At 65.4% G+C, this 24,570-nt stretch carries 19 protein-coding genes; 8 read left to right on the forward strand and 11 right to left on the reverse strand.

Annotated elements, in window-relative coordinates:
* Positions 1 to 170: 170 nt before the first annotated feature.
* Positions 171 to 2,351: a L,D-transpeptidase scaffold domain-containing protein gene (locus AC066S_RS26295; protein ID WP_478270986.1), complete on the forward strand. Its 2,181-nt coding sequence runs from the start codon at positions 171 to 173 to the stop codon at positions 2,349 to 2,351.
* A 266-nt stretch (positions 2,352 to 2,617) separates the two neighbouring features.
* Positions 2,618 to 4,243 carry a peptidoglycan L,D-endopeptidase MepK gene (mepK, locus tag AC066S_RS26300; RefSeq protein ID WP_478270987.1) on the forward strand — a complete coding sequence of 542 codons (1,626 nt, stop codon included), beginning with the start codon at positions 2,618 to 2,620 and terminating at the stop codon, positions 4,241 to 4,243.
* A 142-nt stretch (positions 4,244 to 4,385) separates the two neighbouring features.
* On the opposite strand, the gene AC066S_RS26305 is transcribed toward mepK, so the two are convergent.
* Together AC066S_RS26305 and AC066S_RS26310 are read right to left on the reverse strand one after the other, a co-directional pair.
* The gene (locus tag AC066S_RS26305; protein WP_008546273.1) at positions 4,386 to 4,658 is read right to left on the reverse strand and encodes a DUF2312 domain-containing protein; all 273 of its coding nucleotides are present in this window, start codon (positions 4,656 to 4,658) and stop codon (positions 4,386 to 4,388) included.
* 189 nt (positions 4,659 to 4,847) lie between these two features.
* The gene (locus tag AC066S_RS26310) at positions 4,848 to 5,153 is read right to left on the reverse strand and encodes a DUF1244 domain-containing protein (protein WP_126258791.1); all 306 of its coding nucleotides are present in this window, start codon (positions 5,151 to 5,153) and stop codon (positions 4,848 to 4,850) included.
* A 177-nt stretch (positions 5,154 to 5,330) separates the two neighbouring features.
* Here AC066S_RS26310 and AC066S_RS26315 point away from each other — a divergent pair, with 177 nt between their 5' ends.
* Together AC066S_RS26315 and pyk are read left to right on the forward strand one after the other, a co-directional pair.
* Positions 5,331 to 5,912, forward strand: a complete 582-nt coding sequence (locus AC066S_RS26315; RefSeq protein ID WP_478270988.1) for a DUF1036 domain-containing protein — start codon at positions 5,331 to 5,333, stop codon at positions 5,910 to 5,912.
* Positions 5,909 to 7,345, forward strand: coding sequence for a pyruvate kinase (pyk, locus tag AC066S_RS26320; protein ID WP_126258789.1), 1,437 nt, complete (start codon positions 5,909 to 5,911; stop codon positions 7,343 to 7,345). Before AC066S_RS26315 ends, pyk begins: the two co-directional genes overlap by 4 nt.
* Before the next feature lie 160 nt (positions 7,346 to 7,505).
* On the opposite strand, the gene AC066S_RS26325 is transcribed toward pyk, so the two are convergent.
* A complete protein-coding gene (locus AC066S_RS26325) occupies positions 7,506 to 8,186 on the reverse strand; it encodes a TetR family transcriptional regulator (protein ID WP_478271028.1) in 681 nt (226 codons plus the stop codon).
* Between the two features lie 512 nt (positions 8,187 to 8,698).
* Positions 8,699 to 8,863 (reverse strand): Flp family type IVb pilin, encoded by a 165-nt coding sequence (locus tag AC066S_RS26330; RefSeq protein WP_126258786.1) that lies wholly within the window; start codon positions 8,861 to 8,863, stop codon positions 8,699 to 8,701.
* Positions 8,864 to 9,272: 409 nt separating this feature from the next.
* Here AC066S_RS26330 and AC066S_RS26335 point away from each other — a divergent pair, with 409 nt between their 5' ends.
* The 4 genes from AC066S_RS26335 to AC066S_RS26350 all read left to right on the forward strand — a co-directional run bounded on the left by AC066S_RS26335 (position 9,273) and on the right by AC066S_RS26350 (position 14,162).
* Positions 9,273 to 10,778 (forward strand): hypothetical protein, encoded by a 1,506-nt coding sequence (locus AC066S_RS26335; RefSeq protein WP_478270989.1) that lies wholly within the window; start codon positions 9,273 to 9,275, stop codon positions 10,776 to 10,778.
* A gap of 32 nt (positions 10,779 to 10,810) precedes the next feature.
* On the forward strand, positions 10,811 to 12,313 hold the full coding sequence (locus AC066S_RS26340; protein ID WP_478270990.1) for a hypothetical protein: 1,503 nt from the start codon (positions 10,811 to 10,813) through the stop codon (positions 12,311 to 12,313).
* A gap of 161 nt (positions 12,314 to 12,474) precedes the next feature.
* A complete protein-coding gene (locus AC066S_RS26345; RefSeq protein WP_478270991.1) occupies positions 12,475 to 13,470 on the forward strand; it encodes a glycosyltransferase family 2 protein in 996 nt (331 codons plus the stop codon).
* Positions 13,471 to 13,478: 8 nt separating this feature from the next.
* Positions 13,479 to 14,162 carry a class I SAM-dependent methyltransferase gene (locus AC066S_RS26350; RefSeq protein WP_164718746.1) on the forward strand — a complete coding sequence of 228 codons (684 nt, stop codon included), beginning with the start codon at positions 13,479 to 13,481 and terminating at the stop codon, positions 14,160 to 14,162.
* Positions 14,163 to 14,164: 2 nt separating this feature from the next.
* Here AC066S_RS26350 and AC066S_RS26355 read toward each other — a convergent pair whose 3' ends face one another.
* The 7 genes from AC066S_RS26355 to AC066S_RS26385 all read right to left on the reverse strand — a co-directional run bounded on the left by AC066S_RS26355 (position 14,165) and on the right by AC066S_RS26385 (position 24,413).
* A complete protein-coding gene (locus AC066S_RS26355; protein WP_478270992.1) occupies positions 14,165 to 15,610 on the reverse strand; it encodes a hypothetical protein in 1,446 nt (481 codons plus the stop codon).
* A gap of 193 nt (positions 15,611 to 15,803) precedes the next feature.
* Positions 15,804 to 17,729 (reverse strand): ATP-dependent zinc metalloprotease FtsH, encoded by a 1,926-nt coding sequence (gene ftsH, locus AC066S_RS26360; protein ID WP_097659839.1) that lies wholly within the window; start codon positions 17,727 to 17,729, stop codon positions 15,804 to 15,806.
* Between the two features lie 271 nt (positions 17,730 to 18,000).
* Entirely contained in the window at positions 18,001 to 19,059 is a 1,059-nt protein-coding gene (tilS, locus tag AC066S_RS26365; protein ID WP_478270993.1) for a tRNA lysidine(34) synthetase TilS, read from the reverse strand.
* Positions 19,060 to 19,141: 82 nt separating this feature from the next.
* A complete protein-coding gene (gene ybgF / locus AC066S_RS26370; protein WP_478270994.1) occupies positions 19,142 to 20,257 on the reverse strand; it encodes a tol-pal system protein YbgF in 1,116 nt (371 codons plus the stop codon).
* A gap of 202 nt (positions 20,258 to 20,459) precedes the next feature.
* A complete protein-coding gene (pal, locus tag AC066S_RS26375; protein WP_018317777.1) occupies positions 20,460 to 20,948 on the reverse strand; it encodes a peptidoglycan-associated lipoprotein Pal in 489 nt (162 codons plus the stop codon).
* Between the two features lie 249 nt (positions 20,949 to 21,197).
* Positions 21,198 to 21,938, reverse strand: a complete 741-nt coding sequence (locus tag AC066S_RS26380) for an N-acyl amino acid synthase FeeM domain-containing protein (RefSeq protein ID WP_478270995.1) — start codon at positions 21,936 to 21,938, stop codon at positions 21,198 to 21,200.
* Positions 21,939 to 22,082: 144 nt separating this feature from the next.
* Positions 22,083 to 24,413: a putative bifunctional diguanylate cyclase/phosphodiesterase gene (locus AC066S_RS26385; protein ID WP_126258778.1), complete on the reverse strand. Its 2,331-nt coding sequence runs from the start codon at positions 24,411 to 24,413 to the stop codon at positions 22,083 to 22,085.
* Positions 24,414 to 24,570: the final 157 nt, after the last annotated feature.

Consider the following 24,570-nt stretch of genomic DNA (forward strand, 5'->3'; position numbering starts at 1 on the left):
AATTGTCCCGGGTAGCGCTGGCTGCAAAACCGGGGCCTGTATATCGTCTGCGTGGGAATCGTTGCGTGCAGGCGTGCAACTTTCGAGAGGCCGGCGCGATTTAGCCGAAGCTCAATAGGCGATAACGAAGCTGTTCCATGAGGGACAGTTCACCCGAGGGGTGCGACACAATGCGGAACTGTTTAAACCACCGTGCGGGCTTTGACCGTGTCTTGATGACGGTCGCGGCCACCTTCCTCACGGTGTCGGCCAGCTCGGCCCTGGCGCAGGATCAGGCGCGCAGCAGCGCGGCAGAGCTAGCGATCGAAGCCGCGATCCCGCGTCCCGAGCCGGCCAACGTCCCGCCCCCGACCGCAGCCGACATCAGGCTCGACACCACCGCCACGCTCCAGGATTCCGCCAAGGAGCCGACAAAGGAGCCCGTGAAGGCTGACATCGCCCCCGCCCCGGACAAGGTCGAGACCAAGCCTTCCGACCTCGCCACCACGCCCGCCACCGCGGCGCCGAAGAGCGAGACCGCCAAAACTGAGCCTGCCAAAACCGAGCCTGCGAAGACCGAGCCCGCCAAGGCCGACACCGCGACGGCAGCCCCCGCTCCGGCTGTCGAGCCGGTGAAGGCCGCGAGCAATGTTCCCGCCGCCGACCAGCCGGTCGCCGACAAGCTCAAGGACATCATTGGCGCCAAGACGTCGCGCCATTTCGACCGCAAGAACGAGCGCGCGGCGATCGAGAAGTTTTATGGAGCCCGGGACTTCGCGCCGGTTTGGACGCAAGGCGGCAGCCTGACCGCCGCAGCCAAGGGCGTCATCGCCCGGCTGAAGGACGCCGCCTCCGACGGCCTCAGCCCCGCCGATTATCCGGTGCCGGATTTCGCCGCCGCCACCACGCCCGATGCGCTGGCCGATGCCGAGCTCAAGCTCACCGCCAGCATGTTCGACTATGCACGCCACGCGCAGAGCGGCCGCATGCACTGGTCGCAGGTCAGCGGCGACATCCTCTATCCCGAGCATCCGGTCGACCCGAACGAGGTGCTCGCCAAGGTCACGACCGCAGCTGACACTTCCGCAGCGCTCGACAGCTACAACCCGCCGCACAAGCTCTACAAGGAGCTGAAGGCCAAGCTCGCGGAGCTTCGCGGTCAGGGCAACGGCCCGGTGATCGAGATCGCCGACGGTCCGGCGCTGAAATACACCGCGGCCACCAAGAAGCAGGCCGAGATCGTCGTGGAAGATCCGCGCGTGCCGCAGCTCCGCGCCAAGCTCGGCCTCGCCGAGAACGCCAGCGACACCCGCTATGACGCCGCCGTCGCCGACGCGGTGCGCAAATTCCAGAGCAGCGCCGAGATGAAGCCGACCGGCATTCTCGACGACAAGACGGTCAAGGCGCTCAATACGCCCAAGCGCGACAGGCAGATCGACGTCGTGCTGGTCAACATGGAGCGCTGGCGCTGGTTGCCGCGCGACCTCGGCGCGCCCTCGCTGGGCGATGCCTATGTGATTCTCAACATCCCCGACTACACGTTGAAGGTGATGCAGCGCGGCCAGCAGGTCTGGACCACCCGCGTCGTCACCGGCAAGCCGGGTTCGCATGCGACCCCGCTGCTGACCGAGACGATGAAGTACATCACGGTCAACCCGACCTGGAACGTGCCGCCGTCGATCGTCTACAACGAGTACCTGCCGGCGCTTCAGCAGGACCCGACCGTGCTCCAGCGCATGGGCCTCAAGCTCGAGCAGAACCGCGACGGCTCGGTGCACATCTCGCAGCCGCCCGGTGAGGCCAACGCGCTCGGCCGCATCCGCTTCAACTTCCCGAACAAGTTCCTGGTCTATCAGCACGACACGCCGGACAAGAACCTGTTCGCCAGGGAAGATCGCGCCTTCAGCCATGGCTGCATGCGCGTGCAGAACCCGGATCAATACGCCTCGGTGCTGCTCAACATCGTCATGCCGAACGAGAAGTACACGCCCGAGCGCGTGCGCAGCATGTACGGCAAGAGCGAGATCGACCTGAAATTCCCGACGCCGATCCCGGTCAACATCACCTATCAGACCGCCTTCGTGGACGATGCCGGCAAGTTGCAGTTCCGCAAGGACGTTTATGGCCGCGACGCGACCATGATCAACATCCTGAAGAACAACCGCGGCAAGGATCTCGAGGCCGTCGTTGCGCACTCGCAGCCGAGCTATTCGCGCCCGGCGACCACCCTGCCCTCAGGCGTGGCGGTGGCCAACAATGGCGGTGGCTTCGGCTCCTCCGGTCCGAACTTCTTCGAGCGGCTGTTCGGGGCGCCCACCCCGCCACCGGCTCCGGTCGGCCGCCGGCCCCCGCAGCGGGTGTTCACCCGCTGAGCCTGAAGCGGCCCCACTCTAAATACCGCAACGAAATCAACGGCTCCTCCCATGGATGGGGCCGTTTAACGTTAACCATTGTAGATCCGGGTCCGGGCAGCGGGCGTTTTTTTGCCACAGTCAACCGGTTAGGATCGTATTCTGACTTGGTTTGGGGGCGGGAAGGTCAACCTCGAATTAACCTTCTTGCTTTAAGAAAGCGTTCATCCTCTTCACGCTGCTAACGGGGTTGGCGGGAGAGTCCATTTTGAACGCTCGTCGACTGGGTGGGCTCATACGTGCTGACTGGTCTCGCACGCAAATTCGCTGTGCTATCGTTGTCCCATGCGGGAGTGAAGGCCGGTTCGCGGATCGGCCTCACTGCCGCATTGCTGCTTGCGGGCGCGGGCTCGGTTCATGACGCCGCCGCGCTGAACGAGACCAAGACGCTCTCCTTCCATCACACCCATTCCGGCGAAGATCTCACGGTCACCTTCAAGCGCGACGGCCGCTACGACGAAGCGGCACTGAAGCAGCTCAACCACTTCCTGCGCGACTGGCGCACCCAGGACGAGACGGTGATGGACCGTCGCCTGTTCGACATCCTCTGGGAAGTCTATCGCGACGTCGACGGCAAGCAGCCGATCCAGATCATCTCCTCCTACCGCTCCCCCGCCACCAACGCCATGCTCCGCCGCCGCTCCTCCGGCGTGGCGCGCTCCAGCCAGCACATGCTGGGACATGCGATGGACTTCTACATCCCGGGCGTGCCGCTGGAGCAGATCCGCTTCGCCGGCCTGCGCCTGCAGCGCGGCGGCGTCGGTTTCTATCCGACCTCCGGCTCGCCCTTCGTGCATCTGGACACCGGCAGCGTCCGGCACTGGCCGCGCATGACGCATGACCAGCTCGCCCGCGTCTTCCCGGACGGCAAGACGGTGCATCTGCCGACCGACGGCGTGCCCCTGAAGGGTTATGAGGTCGCCAAGGCCGAGATCGAGCGACGCGGCAGCGGCGACGACGCCGGCAGCAAGCCGAATTTCTTCGCCGCGTTGTTCAGGAGCAAGCCGGCTCCCGCCGCGAGCAGCGACGAGGATGACGAGGGCGCGCCCGCAACGGCCGCGAAGCCGTCCGCGCCGACCGTGGTCGCAGCCGCCGCCAAGCCCGCCGAGCTGGTGCCGACGCCCCGCGCCAAGCCGCAGATCGCCGCAACCTTCCAGCTCGCTTCGGCCGATGCGCAGCTCGTTGCGCCGCCCAAGCCGAAGCCCGCGCCGGTGGCTGACAAGCCCGCTGCCGGCAAATCCGTTGACGGCAAGCCGGAAACCCCGGCCGACATCATCAATGCACGCGGCTTCTGGGATGATGTCCCGGCCGCGCCGCAGCAGGCGACGCCGGCCCAGGTCGCCGCACTGAAGGCCCGCCAGGCCCTTGCCGCCGCCACCGATCCGCAACCAACCGCGAGCCTGCCCAACGCGGCTCTTCAGGCGCTGGCTTACGCGCCGGCCGCCTCTCCGGTTGACCGCGCCAATGTCGTCGCAGCCTCCGCGCCGATCCCGCGTTCGGCCCGCCCCGCATCGCGCAGCTTCGCTCAAGCGACCGAGATCAACACGGTGGTCGGCAAGAGCACCGACGGCATGGTCGCGACCGCGACGCGCCTCTCCGCCGCCAAGGGCGAGAGCATCTGGCTCAAGATCGTGATGCTGTCGCCGAGCGCCAGCCGTGCGATGTCGGTCACGCTGATGGGCGAGCTGGATACGGCGGCGCTGCGCGCCTATTTCGTCAAGCCGCGAGCCGTGATCGCGATGGGTTTTGCCGACGATCCGATGCAGGGCCTGTCCTGCGAGACCTTCTCCGGCAGCGCCACCGCCAAGCTCCAGACGACGTCATTCGTCGTGCGCACCGCCGCGTTGCGCTGATCGAAGCGACTGTTTCCACAGACTCGGTCTCGTAGCCCGGATGAGCGAAGCGACATCCGGGAAAAGCTGCGCACGCCGAAACATCCCGGATTTCGCTTGCGTTCCATCCGGGCTGCGGCAGCGGTGTCCGAGGCAGGACGCCTCAGATCATTCCCAACGCCTGCATGTAGGTCTCGAGGATCGTCTCGGCCTCGGCGCGCTCGTTGGGGTCCTGCTTGCGCAGGCGCACGATGGTGCGCAGCGCCTTGACGTCGTAACCGTTGCCCTTGCTCTCGGCATAGACGTCGCGGATGTCGTCGGAGATCGCCTTCTTCTCTTCCTCCAGCCGCTCGATGCGCTCGATGATGGATTTGAGCTGGTCCTTGGCAAATTTCGTCGCGGGCTCGTCGTCGCGGACGGCGGCGGAGGTGGCCATCTAGGTACTCCCAATGGAACTGGCAAAACGAGGTGACGCCGGCATCCTCACCGCGCGTGCTGGCTAGAACCCTTAGGGTCGGCGCCGACTGCGTTCAAGGCACCATCGTGCTCGTCCACAGCGCGCCCACACCTTCCTGCTGCGGGGCGCAGAAAGCTGTTGTGTGGTGCGACTCAGGTGTGCGCGAACTCAGTGGCCGTGGGGATGCACCTTCTTCATCGTCTCGAGCTGCTCGGGCGTCGCCGTGCCCTGGTATTTCGCTTTCCAGGTCTCGTAGGGCATTCCGTAGACGGCCTCCCGGCTCTCGTCCTTGCTCAAAGCGACGCCTTGCGCGTCGGCGGCTTCCTTGAGCCAGTTCGACAGGCAGTTGCGGCAGAAGCCCGCCAGATTCATCAGGTCGATGTTCTGGACATCCGTCCGCGTCTTCAGATGATCGACCAGACGCCGGAAAGCGGCCGCCTCGAGCTCGGTTCTGGTCTTGTCGTCGATTGCCATGGCTGTATCCCCTTAACCCTGCCCCGATGGAGGTCACCCTTACGGGATCAGGTGGGCACTGTCACAGATTTTGCCATATCCCGGCGCAAACCGCCCCGAAACTGGCGTTGCCGCTCTTTGGGGGTGGTTCCTGGCCCTACGCCAAATCGTCAATGATCTGGTATAGCTTCCGCGACAATGATTGCCGAATCTCCCCGCTCCCCGCTTCGCCTGCTCGCCCGGTTGGTCCCGGTGCTGGTGGTTGTCTGGCTGTGCCTTTGCGCCAGCCCGGCCTCCGCCGATTTCCGCCTCTGCAACAACACGTCGAGCCGGGTCGGCATTGCGCTCGGCTACAAGGACGCCGAGGGCTGGACCACCGAGGGCTGGTGGAACATCTCCTCCCGCTCCTGCGAGACCCTGCTGCGGGGAACGCTGGTCGCCCGTTACTATTACATCTACGCGATCGACTATGATCGCGGCGGCGAGTGGTCGGGGCAGGCCTTCATGTGCTCGCGCGACAAGGAGTTCACCATCCGCGGCACCGAGGATTGCCTCGCGCGCGGCTACGACCGGACCGGCTATTTCGAGGTCGATACCGGCGAGCAGCGGGCGTGGACGGTGCAGCTGACCGACGCCAACGAACAGCCGACGCAACAGCGCGTGCCTGGCCTGCCCGGCCCGGTTGGCCCGGGCGGAGTTCCCGGTTTGCCCAATGGTCCGCCCGGTGCTACGCCCCCCGGCTCGCCCGGCCTGCCACCCCCGTCTGGAAATAAGCCATGAGGCGTCTTCGCCGTATCAAGATTCTCGCGACCCTGGGACCGGCGTCGTCAGACCTCGCCATGATCCGCCGCCTGTTCGAGGCCGGCGCCGACCTGTTTCGCATCAACATGAGCCACACCTCGCATGACAAGATGCGCGAGCTGGTGGCGACGATCCGCAACGTCGAGTCGAGCTACGGCCGGCCGATCGGCATCCTGGTCGACCTCCAGGGCCCGAAGCTCAGACTGGGTGCCTTCGCCGAAGGCTCGGTCCAGCTCCAGAACGGCCAGACCTTCACGCTGGATTCCGACAAGACGCCAGGCGATGCCACGCGCGTCCACTTGCCCCATCCGGAGATCCTGGCCGCGCTCAGGCCCGGCCATGCGCTGCTGCTCGACGACGGCAAGGTGCGTCTGATCGCAGAGGAGACCTCGAAGGAGCACGCGGTGACGCGTGTCGTGGTCGGCGGCAAGATGAGCGACCGCAAGGGCGTCAGCCTGCCCGACACCGACCTGCCGGTCTCCGCCATGACGCCGAAGGACCGCGCCGACCTCGAAGCCGCGCTCGTCACCGGCGTCGACTGGATCGCGCTGTCCTTCGTGCAGCGCGCCGACGACGTGCTCGAAGCCAAGAAGATGATCCGCGGCCGCGCCGCCGTGATGGCCAAGATCGAGAAGCCGCAGGCGATCGACCGCCTCGCCGACATCATCGAGGCCTCCGACGCGCTGATGGTGGCGCGCGGCGACCTCGGCGTCGAGCTGCCGCTGGAGCGCGTGCCGAGCCTGCAGAAGCAGATGACGCGCATGGCGCGCCGCGCCGGCAAGCCGGTGGTGATCGCGACCCAGATGCTGGAATCGATGATCCAGTCGCCGGTCCCGACCCGCGCCGAAGTCTCGGACGTCGCCACCGCCGTCTATGAAGGCGCCGACGCCATCATGCTGTCGGCGGAATCTGCCGCCGGCAAATTCCCGGTCGAGGCGGTCTCGACCATGAACCGCATCGGCGAGGAGGTCGAGCGCGACCCAACCTACCGGTCGGTGATCATGGCCCAGCGCCCGGCGCCGGAATCCACCGCGGGCGATGCCATTGCGGATGCCGCGCGGCAGATCGCCGAGACGCTCGATCTGCCCGCCTTGATCTGCTGGACCTCGTCGGGCTCGACCGCGGTGCGCGTGGCGCGCGAGCGGCCGAAGCCGCCGATCGTGGCGATCACCCCGAACATCACCGCCGGCCGCCGGCTCGCGGTGGTCTGGGGCGTGCACTGCGTGGTGGCCGAGGACGCACGCGATCAGGACGACATGGTCGGCCGCGCTGGCCAGATCGCGTTCCGCGACGGCTTCGTCCGCGCCGGCCAGCGCGTGATCATCGTCGCCGGCGTACCGCTCGGCATTCCCGGCACCACCAACATGGTGCGCATCGCCTCGGTCGGCCCCGAGGGCGACGCGAATATGTAGGTCTGTAGGTCGGCCGCGACCCCGGCCAACACAAATATCGCAAAACAACCCCATGCAAAGTAGCCGGAGCGTCCGGGACGATTGCTGCGGTTTCACGAAAAAGCTTGCCCGTTCAACGACCTGAGCGGGATCAGGCCGCCGCCTCGCTCGCGCGGCGATGTTACGCGCCAACCAGCGCCTTCGTCGTCGGCAGCAGTGTCTGCTGCACCACCAGGCCGCGGGCACGGGCGTCCATGACGCCGACCGCGCGCAGCGCCAGCAGGGTCACGGTCTGCACCGCATCGCGCAGCTTGGCGGGATCGTCGAGATTGTCGGGCGCCAGCGGCCCGACCAGCGCCTCATGCAGCGCGCCGAGCAAGGCGGTGGCGGCGAGCGCGGTGTCCTGCGCCGGCAGGTGACCGGCCCGCACCGCAGCATCGATCCGGGCGGCCATCTCGCCCGCGATCTCGCGCCGGCTGGCCAGGCGCGAGGCGCTGACATCGACATCGACGGGCTCGGCCAGGATGCCCCAGGCGAGCCTGCGCTGCGACAGGGTATGGACCGCAACAGTCGTCACGGCCGCGGCCAATGCCGAGGACGGACCCGGGGCGGCGTCGGCCGCCCGCCGGATCGCCGCGAGCTCGTCCCGGGAGACCTCGGCAATGAGTTCAGAGATCAGCTCGGCCTTGGAGGGGAAGTAGCGGTAGACCGTCCCGGCCGCGACGTTGGCCCGGACCGCGACCGGCGCGATCTGCACCGCCGCCATGCCGCCCTCCGCTGCCGCCTCCCGCGCCGCCGCCAGAATCGCGCTGCGCCGCGCCGCAAGGCGCTTCACCACTTGATGCGTCCGCCGATAAACCATGGCGCGCTTCCTGTCCCACACGCCGGCCGCACGCCCTGCGGCCGAACGCTTCGTCACGTCAAAGATGCAAATCGCCCCGCAAGGACTGAACAACTATTCAGGGGAGATGACAAGATGGGAAATGCGTGGTGCGTCGCGGCGACCGGGACTGGAGCGCCAGCCCTGACGACGAAGGCTGATCAGGCCTTGCTCGCTCTCCCTCGCTGCGGATCCTGCTTCCCGAAAATAGCCAAGATGCCGCCCCGCGGGGTTCCTGGGATTCGCGACGAGATGCATGGCGCGACAGTGACGAACCAAACGCGTGGCACGCTCCGCAGCGCAGCCGCTGCCAACACATAAAACTACCGTGCCAGGGTTGTAAGATCGATAACTACACTTCTTACCGAGATCTTAAAGCGGGCTCGTAACAATACGGAGGCAATGCAGCTGGCAAGCCCTACGGACAAGTCTCGTCAAAAAGAAAAGAGCCCCGTCAAGAACGAGGCTCTCCGAAATTCTAAGGTCGTCCGGCTTTACTTGAGGCCGGTCGAGATCGCGGTGAACTTGGTGTTCAGCGTGCTGCCGAGATTGTTGACGACGGTGATAATCGCCAGCGCGATGCCGGCGGCGATCAGGCCGTATTCAATGGCGGTGGCGCCGGATTCATCCTTCACGAAACGCGCAACGAGGTTCTTCATAGAGTGCTCCAAATGAGTACACGAGGCTTACAACTGATCTGGTCTCTCCGGCTTCCCAGCGCCGCCGACCATGGAACCGAACGTAGAGGCAAAGAATTGCGCCGCAGTTAATTCGACTGCGTAAACACCGGGCGGATCGCGTGTGTGGGTCGATGGTAAAATCGAATCTAAAACAATCTGTTAAATTGTCGGGACATGGCATGGCGCTGCGGGTTTACCCGAAGTTATGACCGCCGTGGTCCAATGCCACCGGCTCGAACTGAAGCGCGACGAGATCAATCGTTCGTCGCGTTTCACGTCGTTGTTCGAGCGTGATCTCTCGGAAAGGCCGCACCACACTTTGCGCTAACGCGGCGCTGCGGGTCCGGATCATGCTCGACCGACAAGAACAACAGGACGACGAGGCGGCATGTCGCTTTCCTTTGCCGACGGCATCGCGGTGCAGAGCCGCGCGAGGGCCCTGGTGCCGCTGTGCGCCGGTGCCGCCGCCTATCTGCTGTTCCTCTATCTCGGCGATACGCGGCTGCAGGATTCCGACACGTTCTGGCAGATCAAGATCGGGCAATGGATCCTCGATCACCGCGCCATGCCCACCATCGACTTCTATTCCTTCACGCGATCGGGCACGCCGTGGATTTCGACGTCGTGGCTGTCGCAGGTGCTGTTCGCCTCCTCCCATGCGCAATGGGACTGGGCAGGTCCCGTCATCCTCACCGCGCTCGGGGTCGCGCTCGCGGTAGCGATCTTCGTCCATCTGCTCGGCGCCCAGATCGAGGCCCCACGCGCCGTGCTGTTCGCGATGCTGGCGCTGCTGCTGTCGGCCCACCACGTGCTGGCGCGTCCGCATATCCTGGCGCTGCCCGTCATGGTGGCGTGGATCGGCCTGCTGATGGCGGCCGCCGACCGCAGGAGCGCGCCGTCCTGGTACTGGCTGCCGCTGATGGCGCTCTGGGCCAATCTGCACGGCGGTTTCGTGCTGGGCCTGGCGCTGATCGGCCCGATCTCGCTCGAGGCGGTCGAGCATGCCGAGAGGGGACGACGACTTCGACTGTTCATGCGCTGGGTGCTGTTCGGAATCGGCGCGCTGATCGCGAGTTGCTGCACGCCCTACGGCTGGCGGACGCTCCAGGGCGCGACCAGCATCCTCGGCCTCGGCGAGCTGCTGTCGCTGATCTTCGAATGGATGCCGGCGAACTTCGCCACCTTCACCCCGTTCGAAGGCGCCCTGCTCGGCCTGATCGCATTCGGCTATTATCGCGGTCTGGTGCTGTCGGCGCCCCGGATCTTCCTGATCCTGTTCCTGACCTGGAGCGCACTGACCCATGTCAGGAGCATCGAGGCATTTGCGTTCCTGGTACCGCTGGTGCTGGCAAAGCCGCTCGGCGAGATGTTCCAGCGCGCGCCGGCTGACGCCACGGGCGCCGATCGCTGGCCGGCCCGCTATGTCACCGTGACAGGCGCGCTGATGATCGTGGCGGCTGGCTGGACCTCGACGTCGCTCTACATGGCGCACCACCGCTTCAGCTTCACGATGACGCACACCCCGGTTGCGGCGGTCGACCTGCTCGAGCAACGCAAGGTGCAGCGCATCTTCAACGCCTATCAGTTCGGCGGTTATCTGATCTCGCGCGATATTCCGGTCTTCATCGACGGCCGCGCCGAGCTCTACGGCGAGAAATTCGTGGTGGACTTCTTCAAGGCGACGGAAGGCAAGAAGCCCGAATTGCTGCCGCGCCTGCTCGATGAGTACAAGATCGACGCAACGCTCCTGGTCGCCGATGCGCCCGGCCCGCAGATCCTCGACCAGCTCAAGGGCTGGAAGCGCATCTATGCGGACGACATTGCCGTCATTCATGTCCGGGACCACACCGAGGGCGCGGCCGCGACGCCTCCGGATCCGACAGGCCGGCCTTGACAATTCCGGCTCCTGTCGGCTCGGACCGATCGGTGGCGATTGCCGTTCTTGCAATGCTGGCGGCCGTCTCGCTTCTTCCGGTGCTGCTGACCCCCATTCCCGCGATGGTCGATTATCCCAATCACCTCGCCCGTATGTACATTCTGAGCCAAAGCGGCACCCCCGATGCCAATCCGCATTACGAGGTGGCCTGGGCGTTCTATCCCAACCTTGGAATGGATCTGCTGGTCCCGCAAATGGCGCGGCTGATCAGCGTCGAGAGCGCCACACGGCTGTTTCTGCTGCTGAGCCAATTGCTGATCGTCTCCGGCGCGATGCTGCTTGAATGGGTCCGGAAGGGACGGATTCAGCTTGCCGGCTTCGCTGCACTGGCTTTCCTCTACTGCCTGCCGTTCAGCTGGGGCTTCGTGAACTTCGAGTTCGGCCTCGGCCTCGCGCTCTGGGGCATCGCCGTTTATCTGATGCTGGCAGAAGGCCCATGGCCGCTGCGCTTCGCCGCCAATTTGATCTTCGTCGCCGCGCTGTACGTGGCGCATTTCTTCTCGCTCGGCATCTACGGCGCGACGCTCGGCCTTTTCGAGCTGTCGCGCATTCGCCAGCGGCAAGTCGCCTATCCCGTCGCGGCCGCGCGGCTTGGCGCGTTGGCACTCCCGGCGCTGGCGCTGTTTGCGATCATGCACGTCACTGCAGGCTCGGTCGGAAGCGAAGGCACCAGCTGGTTCCTGGGATTCAAGCCGGTCTGGCCGCTCCGCATCATGAACGGCTACAATCTGACGATCGCGGCAGCGACCGGGCTGGCGCTGACGATCGCGCTGCTTCTCGCCGCAAGACGCGGCGCCCTCAGGCTCGATACGGCCGGGATCTGGCTCGCGGTCGGCTTTACGCTGCTCTATTTTGTCATTCCTTCGAAGCTGTTCGGAACCTCGTTCGTCGATCTTCGCGTGATTCCCGCCGCGGCTCTGATCCTGCCCGCCTTCTGCTCACTGTCGCTGCCGAACCGGGCGTGGAGAATGGCTGCGCTCGCCGGTATCAGCGGCATTATACTGCTCAATCTCGCCGTCGTTCTCTCGGTGTGGCTGCCTTACCGCGCCGATTACGCGTCGATCATCGCCTCGTTCCAGAAGATCGATCGCGGCTCACGTATCCTCGTCGGCAGCACGGACGACAATGGCGACCCGCCCTTCGCCGACCTCACCTCGTATCCGATGTATTATGCGCCGACGCTGGCGGTGCACTACGCTGGCGCATTCGTCCCCAACCTGTTCACGGAGGTGGGCAAGCAGCCCGTGCGGCCGCATGAGGCCGTGCGCAAGATTTCCATTCCCTATGGAGGGCCGGTACCGTCGGGCCTGCTGGCCGCGATCGCGACGGGCCAGGCACCGGCGGACATTCCGCCATTTGTCCGCACCTGGTACCAGGATTTCGACTACCTCTATGTGCTGGGATCGCCGGCCGCAAATCCGCTGCCGGATCGGCTGGAGGTGCTGGAGACCTCGGCGCGCTTTGTTCTCTACAGGATCCGGCGCAAATCCTAGACCGAAGCCGGCGCGTCCCACGCGTGGTTAACCGACCTCCACCTCTCGGTCCGTCCCTCCAGCCAATGTCCCGGGCCCTAGACCCTTAACATTTGCGGCAAGGCGACCTTAACCACCGGCTTGTAGACTCCCGCCCCTGCAACCCAGCCGGAACCCTTCGCATGGCGGCCAATTCCAGATCGATCCGCTACAGCCTCGTCATCCCCGTGTTCAACGAGGAAGCCGTGCTGCCGGTCCTGTTGCGCCGGCTCGACCAGGTCATGTTCCGGCTCGACGGGCCGGCAGAAGCGATCTTCGTCGACGATGGCAGCAGCGATTCCAGCTCGATCGTGCTACGGGCGCTCGCTGCGCGCGACTCGCGCTTTCGCTACATCGGCCTGTCGCGAAATTTCGGCCACCAGATCGCTATCACCGCCGGCATGGACGCCGCGCAAGGTGACGCGATCATCGTCATGGATGCCGATCTGCAGGATCCGCCCGAAGTGATCGAGCAATTGATCGCGAGGTGGAAGGAGGGCAACGACATCGTCCACGCCCGCCGCCTGTCGCGCGAGGGCGAAAGCCGCTTCAAGCGTGCGACCGCGCATCTGTTCTACCGGCTGCTCGGCAGGATGTCCTCCGTCGGCATCCCCGCCGATGTCGGCGACTTCCGCCTGATCGATCGCAAGGTGCTGGAGGCACTCCGGCAGATGCCGGAGCAGGATCGCTTCGTGCGCGGTATGATCGCCTGGCTCGGCTTCCGCCAGGCCGAGGTTGCCTTCCACCGCCTCGAGCGCGCCGCCGGCGAAACCAAATACCCGCTGTTCAAGATGGTCCGGCTGGCGGTGAGCGCCGCGCTCGGCTTTTCCGATCTGCCCTTGCGGCTTGCCATCTGGTGCGGATTGACGGTGTCCGGGCTCGCGCTGCTCTACGGCGGCTGGGTTGTCCTGTTATGGCTCGGCAAGGACAGCCATCTCGTGACCGGCTGGTCCTCGACGATCGTCGTCGTGTCGCTGCTGTGTGGCATCAACATGCTGATGACGGGCATCGTGGGGCTCTATGTCGGCCGCATCCATGCCGAGGTGAAACGCCGCCCGCTCTACGTGGTGCAGGCACGAATCGGCTTCGATCGCGACGAGACGGCGGCGACGCCCGCGATCCACGCCGTCAACGAGTGATCCAGCGCATGGCCGAACTGTTCGACGGCTATCACGACAATTACCGTGATGTGGTCCAGTCCTCGATCGACTTCTCGGGTCTGCCGCATGATTTCTTCATGCGCGCAAAGGCCGATCTGCTGCGCGATCTGATCGCGCAGCGGCTGGACGTTGAGAAGCCCGACATGCTGGACGTCGGCTGCGGCGTCGGCAGTCTTCATCCGCTGCTGCACGGCATGGTCGGCCGATTGAGCGGCATCGACGTTTCCTCGGCCAGCCTGGCGCAGGCGCGCGCTCACAACCACGGCGTCGACTACCGGGAGTTTGACGGCGCTACTTTCCCGTTTAGCGATGCCAGCTTCGATCTGGTTACGACCATCTGCGTAATGCACCATATCGTGCCGGCGCAATGGGCGCAGTTCATCGCCGAGATGCGCCGCGTGACGCGTCCCGGGGGACTCGTCTGCGTGATCGAGCACAATCCGTACAACCCGCTGACGCGGCTTGCCGTTGCGCGCTGTGAGTTCGACCGGGACGCCGTCTTGCTCGGGGCCGGCACGACGCGGAAGTTGATGGCAGCTAGCGGCCTGCGCGAGATCGGCGCGCGGCATTTCCTGCTGCTGCCCTGGGACAGCAAGCCGGCCCGGCGCCTCGAAGACGCCTTGAGCGGCGTGTGGCTCGGAGGCCAATACGCCGCCTTCGGGACCGCTTGAACCTATCGTTGCGGCGTATCCCGCCGCTTGTGCACAACCGCCACATCGTCGCTGTAGACGCGCTGCCACTCCGGCAGCCGGTCGAGCATCGCGACCGCCGGTGTGCGCGGTGCAAGCAGCGTCGCGCCGATGTTGTATTGGTCGAGCAGCTTGAGAAAATCGTCCAGGTCGATCAGCGCCAGGGCGCGATTGTAGCGTTCGATGAACGGGCCCCCGTACAGTTCGCCGCGACCGTCGATGAAGGTGGGAATGCCGGCGAAGATCAAATAGCCGCCGAAGGAATAATCGTTGAGCACGGGCCCCGCCTTGGCGAGGTTGGCTTGGGCGACGGCGGCCTCTGGGGTGATGGCCGGAGCCGGCCGGACGTCACGCGCCAAGGCCAGCCCGCTGATTGCAATCGACAGACCGAGCCCAACCCAATTCAGGCCGCGCGGCAAGACCGTTGCACCATTCTCGGTCGGCCCGCCGAACGTCCGACCCAGCGGAGCCGCCAGATAGAGCGGCGCCAGCGTGGCCAGCAGATCCGCATTGCGGATTTGCGCCAGCGCAAAATGAAGCAAGCCGATTACCACCAAGGCCCGCACGACCGGCAGCGTGACGCCGCGCGAGAGCGCAAAGATGCCGGCGAGCAGCAGCAATTCGAAGCCACTGACGTGGCTGAAGTCCTGCGGCCGCCATTCTCCGATCCAGGCGAGCGCGGAGCCGAGGCCGAGCGTCGTCAGCGGCATCAGCAACGGTTCCGGCCCGTGCGGCGTCAGGCAGGACGCCGCGACGGCAAGTGCCCCAAATGGCAGCCACCGCAGCAGCACGCGCGGCCATTGGGCGCGCTCTTCACGCAGCAATGCCTCGAGCACCGCCGGGCCGATCAAGCCAAGCGCCAGCACCACGCTGCCGTGCAGATTGGCCCACAGCACCAGAAGCGGCAGGGCCCAATATGGCGGAGGGCCGCCGCCGTCCATGCAGCGGACCAGCGCCGCGGCCCAGGTTACCATCAGCGGCAGTACCAAGACATGTGGCCGCGCCAGCATATGCGGCGCCAGCAGCACGATTGCCGCGATCACCATGAGCAGCGTCAGGGTTGGCGAGAGCTCGCGCAGCAGGAAGGACGTGAACAGGCCAAAAGCGAGCGCGATCGCCGCGGCCGCGAGGGCAACGACGCCTGGCCAGCCGGCAAGCGCATAGATCCCGGCATAGATGACCTCGGACAGCCATTCGAAGGTGATCCAGGGTGCGCCGTGCATCGAAAAGGAAAAGGGGTCGCTCGCCGGCAGCGTGCCGTGTGCGATGATCCACCGCCCGACCTCGATGTGCGAATAGCTGTCGGGATCACCGAGCAGCCGCGGCCCGGCCACCAGCAGCATGGCATAGACCACCAGCCCTACGGCCCAAGGCAGCGTTGCACGTGCCGAAAACGGTTGAACCGCGCTGTGGACGACCTGGTCAGTCATGGCGGGCCAAAGTAGGCCGCAAGCGTTAAGTTCTTCTTGAGTGTTTCGCGCATTTGCCGCGCGAAGGCGGGTTCAGGCGCTCCGCGTCGGCCGCCCTTAGGCGTCGCGCTGCGCTCGCGCCTGGAACGCGCAGCCGGCCAACAAAAAACGCGGCGTTTCCGCCGCGTTTTTCAATCTCATCTGCCGCTTGCGATCAGGCCTGCGGCTGCGGCTCCAGGCCGGGATCCGCATCGGGCCGCGGGCGCGGCGACTTGCCGGCCGGAGGCACCGCGGAGGCACGCGGCGTGGTCGGCTCGAGCACGGATTCGCGGTTCGGCTTCTTGCCCTTGAGCAGATCGACGATCTCGTCGCCGCTCAACGTCTCGAACTCCAAGAGGCCCTTGGCCAGCGCCTCGAGGTCGGCATGCTTCTCGGTGAGGATGCGGGTCGCTTCCTTGTAGCCTTCCTCGACCAGACGGCGGATCTCGGAGTCGATCTTCTGGACCGTCGCCTCGGAGGCGTTCTGCGTCCGCGACACCGACATGCCCAGAAACACCTCGTCCTGGTTCTCGCCGTAGGAGACCGTGCCGAGCTCTTCCGACAGGCCCCAGCGCGTCACCATCATGCGAGCCAGCCGCGTGGCCTGCTCGATGTCGGAGGCGGCGCCCGAGGTCACCTTCTCGCGGCCGAAGATCAACTCTTCGGCGACGCGGCCGCCCATCATGATCGCGAGGCGCGAGGTCATCTGCTCCAAAGACATCGACAGCTTGTCGCGCTCGGGGAGCTGCATGACCATGCCGAGCGCACGGCCGCGCGGGATGATGGTCGCCTTGTGGATCGGATCGGTCGCGGGCACGTTGAGGCCGACGATGGCGTGGCCGCCCTCGTGATAGGCCGTCAGCAGCTTCTCTTCCTCGGTCATGACGAGCGACTTGCGCTCGGCGCCCATCATCACCTTGTCCTTGGCCTCCTCGAACTCGGCCTGCGTCACCATCCGCTTGTTGCGTCGGGCGGCGGTGAGCGCGGCCTCGTTGACGAGGTTCATCAGGTCGGCGCCGGAGAAGCCCGGAGTGCCGCGCGCGATGGTCTTGAGGTTGATATCCGGCGCCAGCGGCACCTTGCGGACGTGAACCTTGAGGATCTGCTCGCGGCCGACGACGTCAGGATTGGGCACCACGACCTGGCGGTCGAAGCGGCCCGGACGCAGCAGCGCGGGATCGAGCACGTCGGGGCGGTTGGTCGCAGCGATCAGGATCACGCCCTCGTTCGCCTCGAAGCCGTCCATCTCGACCAGCAACTGGTTCAGCGTCTGCTCGCGCTCGTCATTGCCGCCGCCGAGGCCGGCACCACGGTGACGACCGACCGCGTCGATTTCGTCGATGAAGATGATGCAGGGCGCGTTCTTCTTGGCCTGCTCGAACATGTCGCGGACGCGGCTCGCGCCGACGCCGACGAACATTTCGACGAAGTCCGAACCGGAAATGGTGAAGAACGGCACGTTGGCTTCGCCCGCCACCGCACGTGCGATCAGGGTCTTACCGGTGCCGGGAGGGCCGACCAGCAGCACGCCGCGCGGAATGCGACCGCCGAGGCGCTGGAATTTGCCGGGGTCGCGCAGGAACTCGACGATCTCCTGCAGGTCCTGCTTCGCTTCGTCCACGCCGGCGACGTCTTCGAAGGTGACGCGGCCATGCGCTTCGGTCAGCATCTTGGCGCGCGACTTGCCAAAGCCCATCGCCTTGCCGGCGCCGCCCTGCATCTGCCGCGACAGGAAGATCCACACGCCGATCAGCGCGATAAACGGCAGCCAGGAGACCAGCAGCGAGACGAACCACGGGACGTTGTCACCCGGCGGCTTCGCGGTGATCTGCACCTTGCTGTCGTAGAGACGCTTCACCAGCGTCGGATCGTTCGGCGCATAGGTCTGGAAGCTCGATCCATTAGTGAAGGTGCCGTGAATGTCCGGCCCCTGGATCACGACGTCGCGCACATTGCCGCGGTCAACCTCGCTCAAGAGCTGCGAGAAGGCGATGTCCTGCGAGGAGGCCCGCTGGCCCGGATTCTGGAAGAGCGTGAACAACGCCAATAGCAGCAAAACAATGATGACCCAGAGGGCGAAATTGCGCAGATTGGCGTTCATCGATCTTCCTTCGTGGTCGCGCGGATCGCGGCCTGGTCCTTCAGGAGTTACTTGGGCAAGCTAGAGAAAATCCCCAAGGAATCCTCTCGGTTAGACGCATACAATCTAGGTGCCGCCCGGGTCGCTGCCAAGGGAATGAGATGGGACTATTTAGCCCATCTTAGCGCGATTCCCGCTGAAAAAATGGCGCCCAGAGCGGGGTTTTTCCTGCCTGGTTAAGGTGTCCTGACGGTGCGGGCCCGAAATGGCTGGTGTCATGATCCGCCCACGCCTATCCGCCCTTGCGGCGCCTAGCCGGCGCCGGTGCGATGTGGATACGCCCGCCGGCAAGGCTGATCAAGGCTCCCGCAAGCGTCTGCTTCAGGACCGGGCGACGACTGGCGCGGGCGCGCAGACTTGCCGCAATGGCCTGATCCAGCACGGACATCAGGGTTTCGACCTTGCCGAGTTCCGCAGGCCCTTCATGCCCGAGCGCGTTGATGGCCCGCAGCAGGAGCCGCAGCCGGACCTCATCCGGCAGGGCGGCAAAGGCCGAAGCCTCGAAGCTTCGCTCCCCCGCCTGCGGCGCTTCGCCGCGATCCCGCAAACGGAGGAAGCGCTCGGCGCCATCGGCCAGCACCTCGACCGCCGCATTGGCCCGCGCAAGCCTGGTCGCAAGCCGCGCCAGATTCCTGCTATCGCCGCCCTCGGCCGCGAGAAGCGGCAGCAGCGCTCGCAACCGCGGCCGGGTGAAGGCGGGGTCGCGGTTGGTGGGATCGTCGGCAAAGCCGATTTTGGCCCGCCTCAAGGTCGCGACCAGCTGCGCCTTCGGGACGTCGAGCAGCGGCCGCGCCAGCACGATGCCGTCGCGCTCGCTGAGAGGGGCCATGGCCGACAGTCCCGCAAGTCCGCTGCCGCGCAACAGGCGCATCAACAGCGTCTCGGCCTGGTCGTCGCGGGTATGGGCGGTCAGCACATGGCTCGCGCCGACGGCACGTGCGGCTTCCGCGAGCAGGCGGTAGCGCGCCTCGCGCGCGGCCGCCGGCAGCCCCGTCTTCGGCTTGGCGCCGCGCCAGCGCAGGGTCCGGTGCGGCAGTCCGAGTTCGGCGGCGAGCCGCTCGACCTTGCGCGCCTCGCACCCCGCCTCGCGCCGCAGGCCGTGATCGACCGTGACGACGGTGAGCAGCGGCGCGCGCGCAAGGCTGCGCTGCCAGCGCGCCGCAAGCCACATCAGTGCGACCGAGTCGGGCCCGCCGGAGACGGCGAGCACCAGCGCCGGCGCGCTCTTGAGGCCGGCGAAGAGGCGGCTCGCCTCGCGGGTGGAGATCGGAGAATTGTCATCGTCTGACATGACGCTGCCCAGCAATCGCCAGCGAAAGGCGGACGCAATCTAACGCAGCGCCATCGGCTTTGTCAGTGATCCGCGCGGTGGATCAGCACTTCACCCGCTTCTGCTCGCGGTCCACGGCCGCTTTGACGCCGGCAGAGGCGCGCGGATATTTGCGGCCGACCTCGCCGAAGGCGGCGCAGGCGGCCTCCTTCTCCTTCAGGGCGGCGAGCGACTGGCCGAGCCGGAGCAGCGCATCCGGGGCCTTGGCCGATTTTTCGTATTTGGTGGTGACGGCGAGGAAGGCTTCCGCGGAGTCGCGATATTGCTGGCGCTGGAAGTAGCTCTCGCCGAGCCAGTATTGCGCGTCTCCGAGCAGCGGATCGCTCGGATATTTCTGCGCAAAATTCTTCATGGTCTGCTCGGCGAGCGCATAGTCCTTGCGCTGCATGTAGCCGATGCCGAGGTCGAACTCGTCGCGCGGCGTTGCCGAGGGCGGCAGGGTGGTCAAACCGGTGGCGCCCGCAGGCGCCGGATAGCCAGGCTGGGCCGCCGGGGGTGCTGCCTGCGGCTGATAGCGCGGGCTGGTGTTGGCGAGATCGAGCGGCTCGCCGGCGCCGCGACCGCCGGGCGAGCCGATCTGGCCGCTGGGCGAGCCGATTTGGCCGCTGGGCGAGCCGATTTGGCCGCCGGGTGCTCCGACCTGACTGCCTGCCGGCATCGGCTGCTGCCCGCCGCCGAGCGCGCGCGGCGCGCCGGGCGCATTCGGGTTCTGGTTGGGGTCGAAGGCATCGCCGCGGCGGCGTGTGCCAGGGGCGCCGGGCGCCGGCTGCTCCTGAACGATCGGCGCGGGAGACGCGATCTGCGGCTGCTCGTAAGTTGGCTGCACGGCCTGCTGCTGCGGGTGGCGATAGCCCGGCGCGACCTGACTTGGTGCGATCTGGGCGGGCGGCATGGCGGCGACATTGGGCGCCTGTCCGGGCGCGGCCGGCGCGCCGCCCTCGAGCGCCCGCAGCCGCTCTTCGAGCTGGCGGTTGCGGTATTGCAGCTCTTCGTTCTGGCCGGTGAGCTGGCGCAGCTGGTTCTCCAGCCGCTCGATCCGCATCTCGGGGTCGGCATCATCCGACTGCGCGAAGATCGACTGCGCGGGTGCGGGCGAGCACAAAGAGAGCAGCGCGGCGGTCGCCACGGTGCCGGTAATTGCCTTGAATTTCGATGACATCTTGCCCTGACGACGAAAGCGACGTGGCGCGCGGCGGACCATTCGCCGCGCCACACAATGAGGAAGGGAGTACGCCAAAACTGTGACTGCCACCAAGGGGTTTTAGGTCACGGATTGCTGAAACGAAACCGGCGCCCGAGAGGGCGCCGGCATAATCGGTTTCTGAAAATGAACGGCGCCTGACTGAGCGTCAGGATCTCCGTCAGGAGCTCGCGTTCAGCACGGTGACGGCGCGACGGTTCTGCGACCAGCACGAGATGTCGTTACAGACGGCGACCGGCCGCTCCTTGCCGTAGGAGATCGTGCGCATGCGGTTCGGATCGATGCCGCGCGAGGCGAGGAACGAACGCACCGACTGGGCACGGCGGGCACCGAGCGCGATGTTGTATTCGCGGGTGCCGCGCTCGTCGGCATGACCTTCGACGGTGAAGGAGTAGCGCGGATAGGTCTGGAGCCACTGCGCCTGCTTCTCCAGGGTCACGATCGCCTGCGGAGTCAGATCGGTCTGGTCGCTTTCGAAGAACACGCGGTCGCCCACGTTCACCACGAAGTCCTGCTGGCTGCCCGGCGTCGCCGCATTGGCCATCGCATCCGTCGCGGCATTCTTGTTGGCGCAGGCGCCCATCGACAGCGCGACGGCCAGCACCGCGACCAGCTTCAATCCCTGGAGGATACGCATAGGATGTTTCATTCCGGAGCCTCCACGCTCACGTTAGTCCACTGCTGTCCGGTCTACAGGGGGTTGGTTAAGCGAACGTTCCGTCAACCTTGACGGAACCTTGCCTCAGCCGATCAAATGCCCCCAACCCTCGAAAAGCACCCGTTATGGTTAATGGGTTGTAAATGTGGCGCGAGGGTGAAGGCAAGCGTCGGCACCGGCGCAAACCGGCTAAAATTAAGCCCGGTCCGGGCCTGGTGCCGGACCGGAGCCCGAGGGCTCTCAGGAATAGACGACCAGCTTTGGACGTTCGGAGGCCAATTTCGGCGAGACGATGCTCTGGGATGGCTCACCGCTGGGCCCAAACAGCATTCGTCGCTCGAATGCACTTGAGCGCATGATCGGAAAACGCGTTAAGACCTTTTCCCGCACGGCACGGAAGTTGGACGCCATCAATGCGACCTTTGCCAATGCATTCGGGAACAAGCGCGGTTCTGCGATGGTCTCGTTGAGAAAGACTCGGCGATAGAACGCCTCGTGCGCGGGACGAACCAGCGCGAGCCCGGTATCGGCATTAAAATGCTCGCAGGCCAGAAAGACGAGCCGCACCGTCACATAAGGCAGCTCCGGAAAACACTTGGCTTTTTCCGGGCTCGCAACAAAGCGGGCCGGGTCGATGAAAACTTCGCCGCGATCAAGGCGGGGGTGAAGAACGTCGCCGAACAAGTCGGTCGTGCAGGACGCCCGATGTTCTGACGTCAGGACGTGGAGACGGATGGAGCTGCAGAGCTCTCCGTCAACATACACTCCGAACGTCCGGGCGTTGGGGGCATCGTCGTAGCTATCGCTGTAGCGCTCGGACTCTGACGGCGGAATCAATCCGCCGCGCGTATAGGCCCTATAGCGCATCTGATAGAGCTGATCTTTCTCCTCAGGAGTCTCGATGGATCGGTAGTCGACGCGATCGAACAGCGCTCCCCCCCGCACAGAGAGCGAAGCACGCGGTTCGGCTTCGGGCTTCATCCAACATTCCTCAACTGACAAACAACCCTTGCGGGTGGAACAGGATTAACACCTTCTTAACGCCGGCGCAATTGAAGCGCCCCGTTAGGGTTAACCCTGCCGGTTGCAAAGATTCAGGGATTTTCCCGCAATTCTACGGAGGTGTCAGGCGATCGATCGCGAGGCGATGGTCAGCTGATCGTCGGGCGAGCGGCGGCCGTGCGAGGCATTCAGCAACTGCCGAACCCGAATGGCGGGCACCGGCCGGCTGAAAAGATAGCCCTGCCCTTCGGTGATGGTACCGTCGGCACTGATCAGCTCGAGCTGCTCGTTGGTCTCGATGCCCTCGACCACGACCGACATGCCGAGATCGGCGGCTAGCCGCGCCACCCCGCGCAACAGCGTCAGCGGCCGATCGGCATCGATGCCTTCGAGGAAGGAACGGTCGATCTTCACCTTCTGCATCGGGAAATTGTGCAGATAGCTCAGGCTGGAATAGCCGGTGCCGAAATCGTCGAGCGAGATGCGCACGCCGAGCGCATGAAGCTGCGAGAGGATGTCGTGCGTGAGCTGGGTGTTGCGCAGCAGCGAGGACTCGGTGATCTCGATCTCCAGCCGATGCGTCGGCAGGCCCGAGACTTCGAGCGCGTAGCGGATTTCGCTCAGCACGTCGCGCTGGTGGAATTGCTGAGGCGAGAAGTTGACCGCGACGCTGACGCCGTCCGGCCACTTCATGCACTCCATGCAGGCCCGCCGCAGGATCCAGCGGCCGAGATCGACAATCAGGCCCATGTCTTCGGCGACCGGGATGATGTCGACCGGCGAGACCGTGCCGCGCACGGGATGGTTCCAGCGCAGCAGCGCCTCGCAGGTGGTGATCTTGCCCGACTTGAGGTTGACCAGCGGTTGATAGAACAGCTCGAATTCCTCGTTGGCGAGCGCCTTGCGCAAGTCCAGCTCCAGGATCCGGCGCGCCTCGACGGTCGCCGCCATCTCGTCGCGGAAGAAGCAGAAAGTACCGCGGCCGTCGGCCTTGGCCCGGTACAGCGCCATGTCGGCGTTCTTGAGCAACGTGTCGGCGCTGGCGCCGCCATCAGGCGAGGTCAGCGCAATGCCGACGCTCGCGCCGATCTCGACGAGGTGATTGTCGATGCGATAGCGCTCGCTGAGGCGCTCGACGATGCGGCGGGCGAGGCTGGCAGCGTCCTCGGGCGAGGAGATGTTCTGCTGGAACACGACGAATTCGTCGCCGCCGAAGCGGGCGACGAAATCCTCGGGCCGCAGCATCTCGCGCAGGCGATTGGCAACCGCGCACAACAGCTGGTCGCCACAGGGATGGCCGAGCGTGTCGTTGACCTGCTTGAACTGGTCGAGGTCGACGAACAGGAGCGCGGAGAGGCGCTCGGAATGATGCGAATTCGCCAGCAGGCGCTGGATCTCGTCGTGGAAGCTGACCCGGTTGGGCAGTGCCGTGAGCTCGTCGTAGCGGGCAAGATGGCTGATCCTCGCCTCGGCGTTCTTTCGCTCGGTGATGTCCTCGAGCAGCACGACCGTGCCGCCATCGGCCATTGGTTGGAAGGTCCAGGACAGCGCGCGCCCACGCGCGAAATCCGGATCCGTGGTCAGGAGCTCGCGGACCCGTCGATCCTCGATCTCCCGGAGGATCAGATTGCCGTTCTCGCTCGAGACAGAGCCGCCGCTGACGCACGCCGCGATGATTTCAGACGCATTGGGGCCGCTCTGCACGAGATCGTCAGGCAGATTCATCATTTCGCTGAAACGATGATTCATCACCGCAAGCTGTCCGTCGACACGGAACATGCACAGGCCATGGGGCATGTTGTTCAACGCGCTGTCGAACTGGCCCGCCAGGGCCGCTTCGCGCTCACGCGCGACGAGCGCGCGCATGAATATCCTGTGCAAGTTGGCCGAGATTTGTATGACGGCCACCAGAAACGCGGCGCACAGGACTGACATGACGATGTAATAGGGTGTGCCGCGTAACGCCAGCGCGACCACCGTCGAACCGAAGCAAAGCGTAGCCTGCAGCTGGTATATCCATTGCCGTCCGTAGGCCCTGCCTGCGCCTCCCGCCACGAAGCCCGTGGTCGTGGAGAGAGAAATCATATGGGCGACGGCATCGTCACTGACCAACAGCGTGGTCGTGCTCCAGATGCCGACCGCGGCGGCCTGGATCATCGCCCCGATCTGATGCCGGTTCTTCCATCGCGCAGCTTCGTCGGCGGTCAGCGTCGATTTGCGCATCTGGTACCGCCGCAAGTCGAATGCCCGAATAGCGCCGGCGAGGATCAGAAGCCCGACACACGCCCAGATCGAAGGTTCTCCCGTCTTCAGCGCGGTCGCGGCCGCCGCAACGACGCCGAAGATAAGCCCCGTCAGCAAGGGAGCAGGAGTTTCGAACAGCGAATCGATCAGCGCGGCCGAAATCCTCGGCGACGCCGGCTCAGGTTCTCCGCTCTGGCTTGCGAACTGCATTGGTGTTTGTACGCGCGTCCTGTTTGGCGCGTACTTTTACCCATCTCAGGTGAAGTCTTTCTGAGGGAACATCGTTAAAGTCGAGTTGTTCTTCCGCACCACCGAACCGATTTCGGCTTACCCATCAAGCAATTAGGCAAGTCCTGCCGGGCGCAAG

The sequence above is a fragment of the Bradyrhizobium sp. CFUWI genome (assembly GCF_056429085.1).

What these genes read in the sequence shown, in the direction of transcription:
- AC066S_RS26345 (WP_478270991.1), top strand. Translation starts at nt 12,475, where the DNA reads ATGGCGGCCAATTCCAGATCGATCCGCTACAGCCTCGTCATCCCCGTG.
- AC066S_RS26330 (WP_126258786.1), bottom strand. Translation starts at nt 8,863, where the DNA reads ATGAAGAACCTCGTTGCGCGTTTCGTGAAGGATGAATCCGGCGCCACC.
- pal (WP_018317777.1), bottom strand. Translation starts at nt 20,948, where the DNA reads ATGAAACATCCTATGCGTATCCTCCAGGGATTGAAGCTGGTCGCGGTG.
- ybgF (WP_478270994.1), bottom strand. Translation starts at nt 20,257, where the DNA reads ATGTCATCGAAATTCAAGGCAATTACCGGCACCGTGGCGACCGCCGCG.
- AC066S_RS26295 (WP_478270986.1), top strand. Translation starts at nt 171, where the DNA reads ATGCGGAACTGTTTAAACCACCGTGCGGGCTTTGACCGTGTCTTGATG.
- AC066S_RS26335 (WP_478270989.1), top strand. Translation starts at nt 9,273, where the DNA reads ATGTCGCTTTCCTTTGCCGACGGCATCGCGGTGCAGAGCCGCGCGAGG.
- AC066S_RS26305 (WP_008546273.1), bottom strand. Translation starts at nt 4,658, where the DNA reads ATGGCCACCTCCGCCGCCGTCCGCGACGACGAGCCCGCGACGAAATTT.
- AC066S_RS26350 (WP_164718746.1), top strand. Translation starts at nt 13,479, where the DNA reads ATGGCCGAACTGTTCGACGGCTATCACGACAATTACCGTGATGTGGTC.
- AC066S_RS26380 (WP_478270995.1), bottom strand. Translation starts at nt 21,938, where the DNA reads ATGAAGCCCGAAGCCGAACCGCGTGCTTCGCTCTCTGTGCGGGGGGGA.
- AC066S_RS26325 (WP_478271028.1), bottom strand. Translation starts at nt 8,186, where the DNA reads ATGGTTTATCGGCGGACGCATCAAGTGGTGAAGCGCCTTGCGGCGCGG.
- AC066S_RS26315 (WP_478270988.1), top strand. Translation starts at nt 5,331, where the DNA reads ATGATTGCCGAATCTCCCCGCTCCCCGCTTCGCCTGCTCGCCCGGTTG.
- pyk (WP_126258789.1), top strand. Translation starts at nt 5,909, where the DNA reads ATGAGGCGTCTTCGCCGTATCAAGATTCTCGCGACCCTGGGACCGGCG.
- ftsH (WP_097659839.1), bottom strand. Translation starts at nt 17,729, where the DNA reads ATGAACGCCAATCTGCGCAATTTCGCCCTCTGGGTCATCATTGTTTTG.
- tilS (WP_478270993.1), bottom strand. Translation starts at nt 19,059, where the DNA reads ATGTCAGACGATGACAATTCTCCGATCTCCACCCGCGAGGCGAGCCGC.
- AC066S_RS26385 (WP_126258778.1), bottom strand. Translation starts at nt 24,413, where the DNA reads ATGCAGTTCGCAAGCCAGAGCGGAGAACCTGAGCCGGCGTCGCCGAGG.
- AC066S_RS26310 (WP_126258791.1), bottom strand. Translation starts at nt 5,153, where the DNA reads ATGGCAATCGACGACAAGACCAGAACCGAGCTCGAGGCGGCCGCTTTC.
- AC066S_RS26355 (WP_478270992.1), bottom strand. Translation starts at nt 15,610, where the DNA reads ATGACTGACCAGGTCGTCCACAGCGCGGTTCAACCGTTTTCGGCACGT.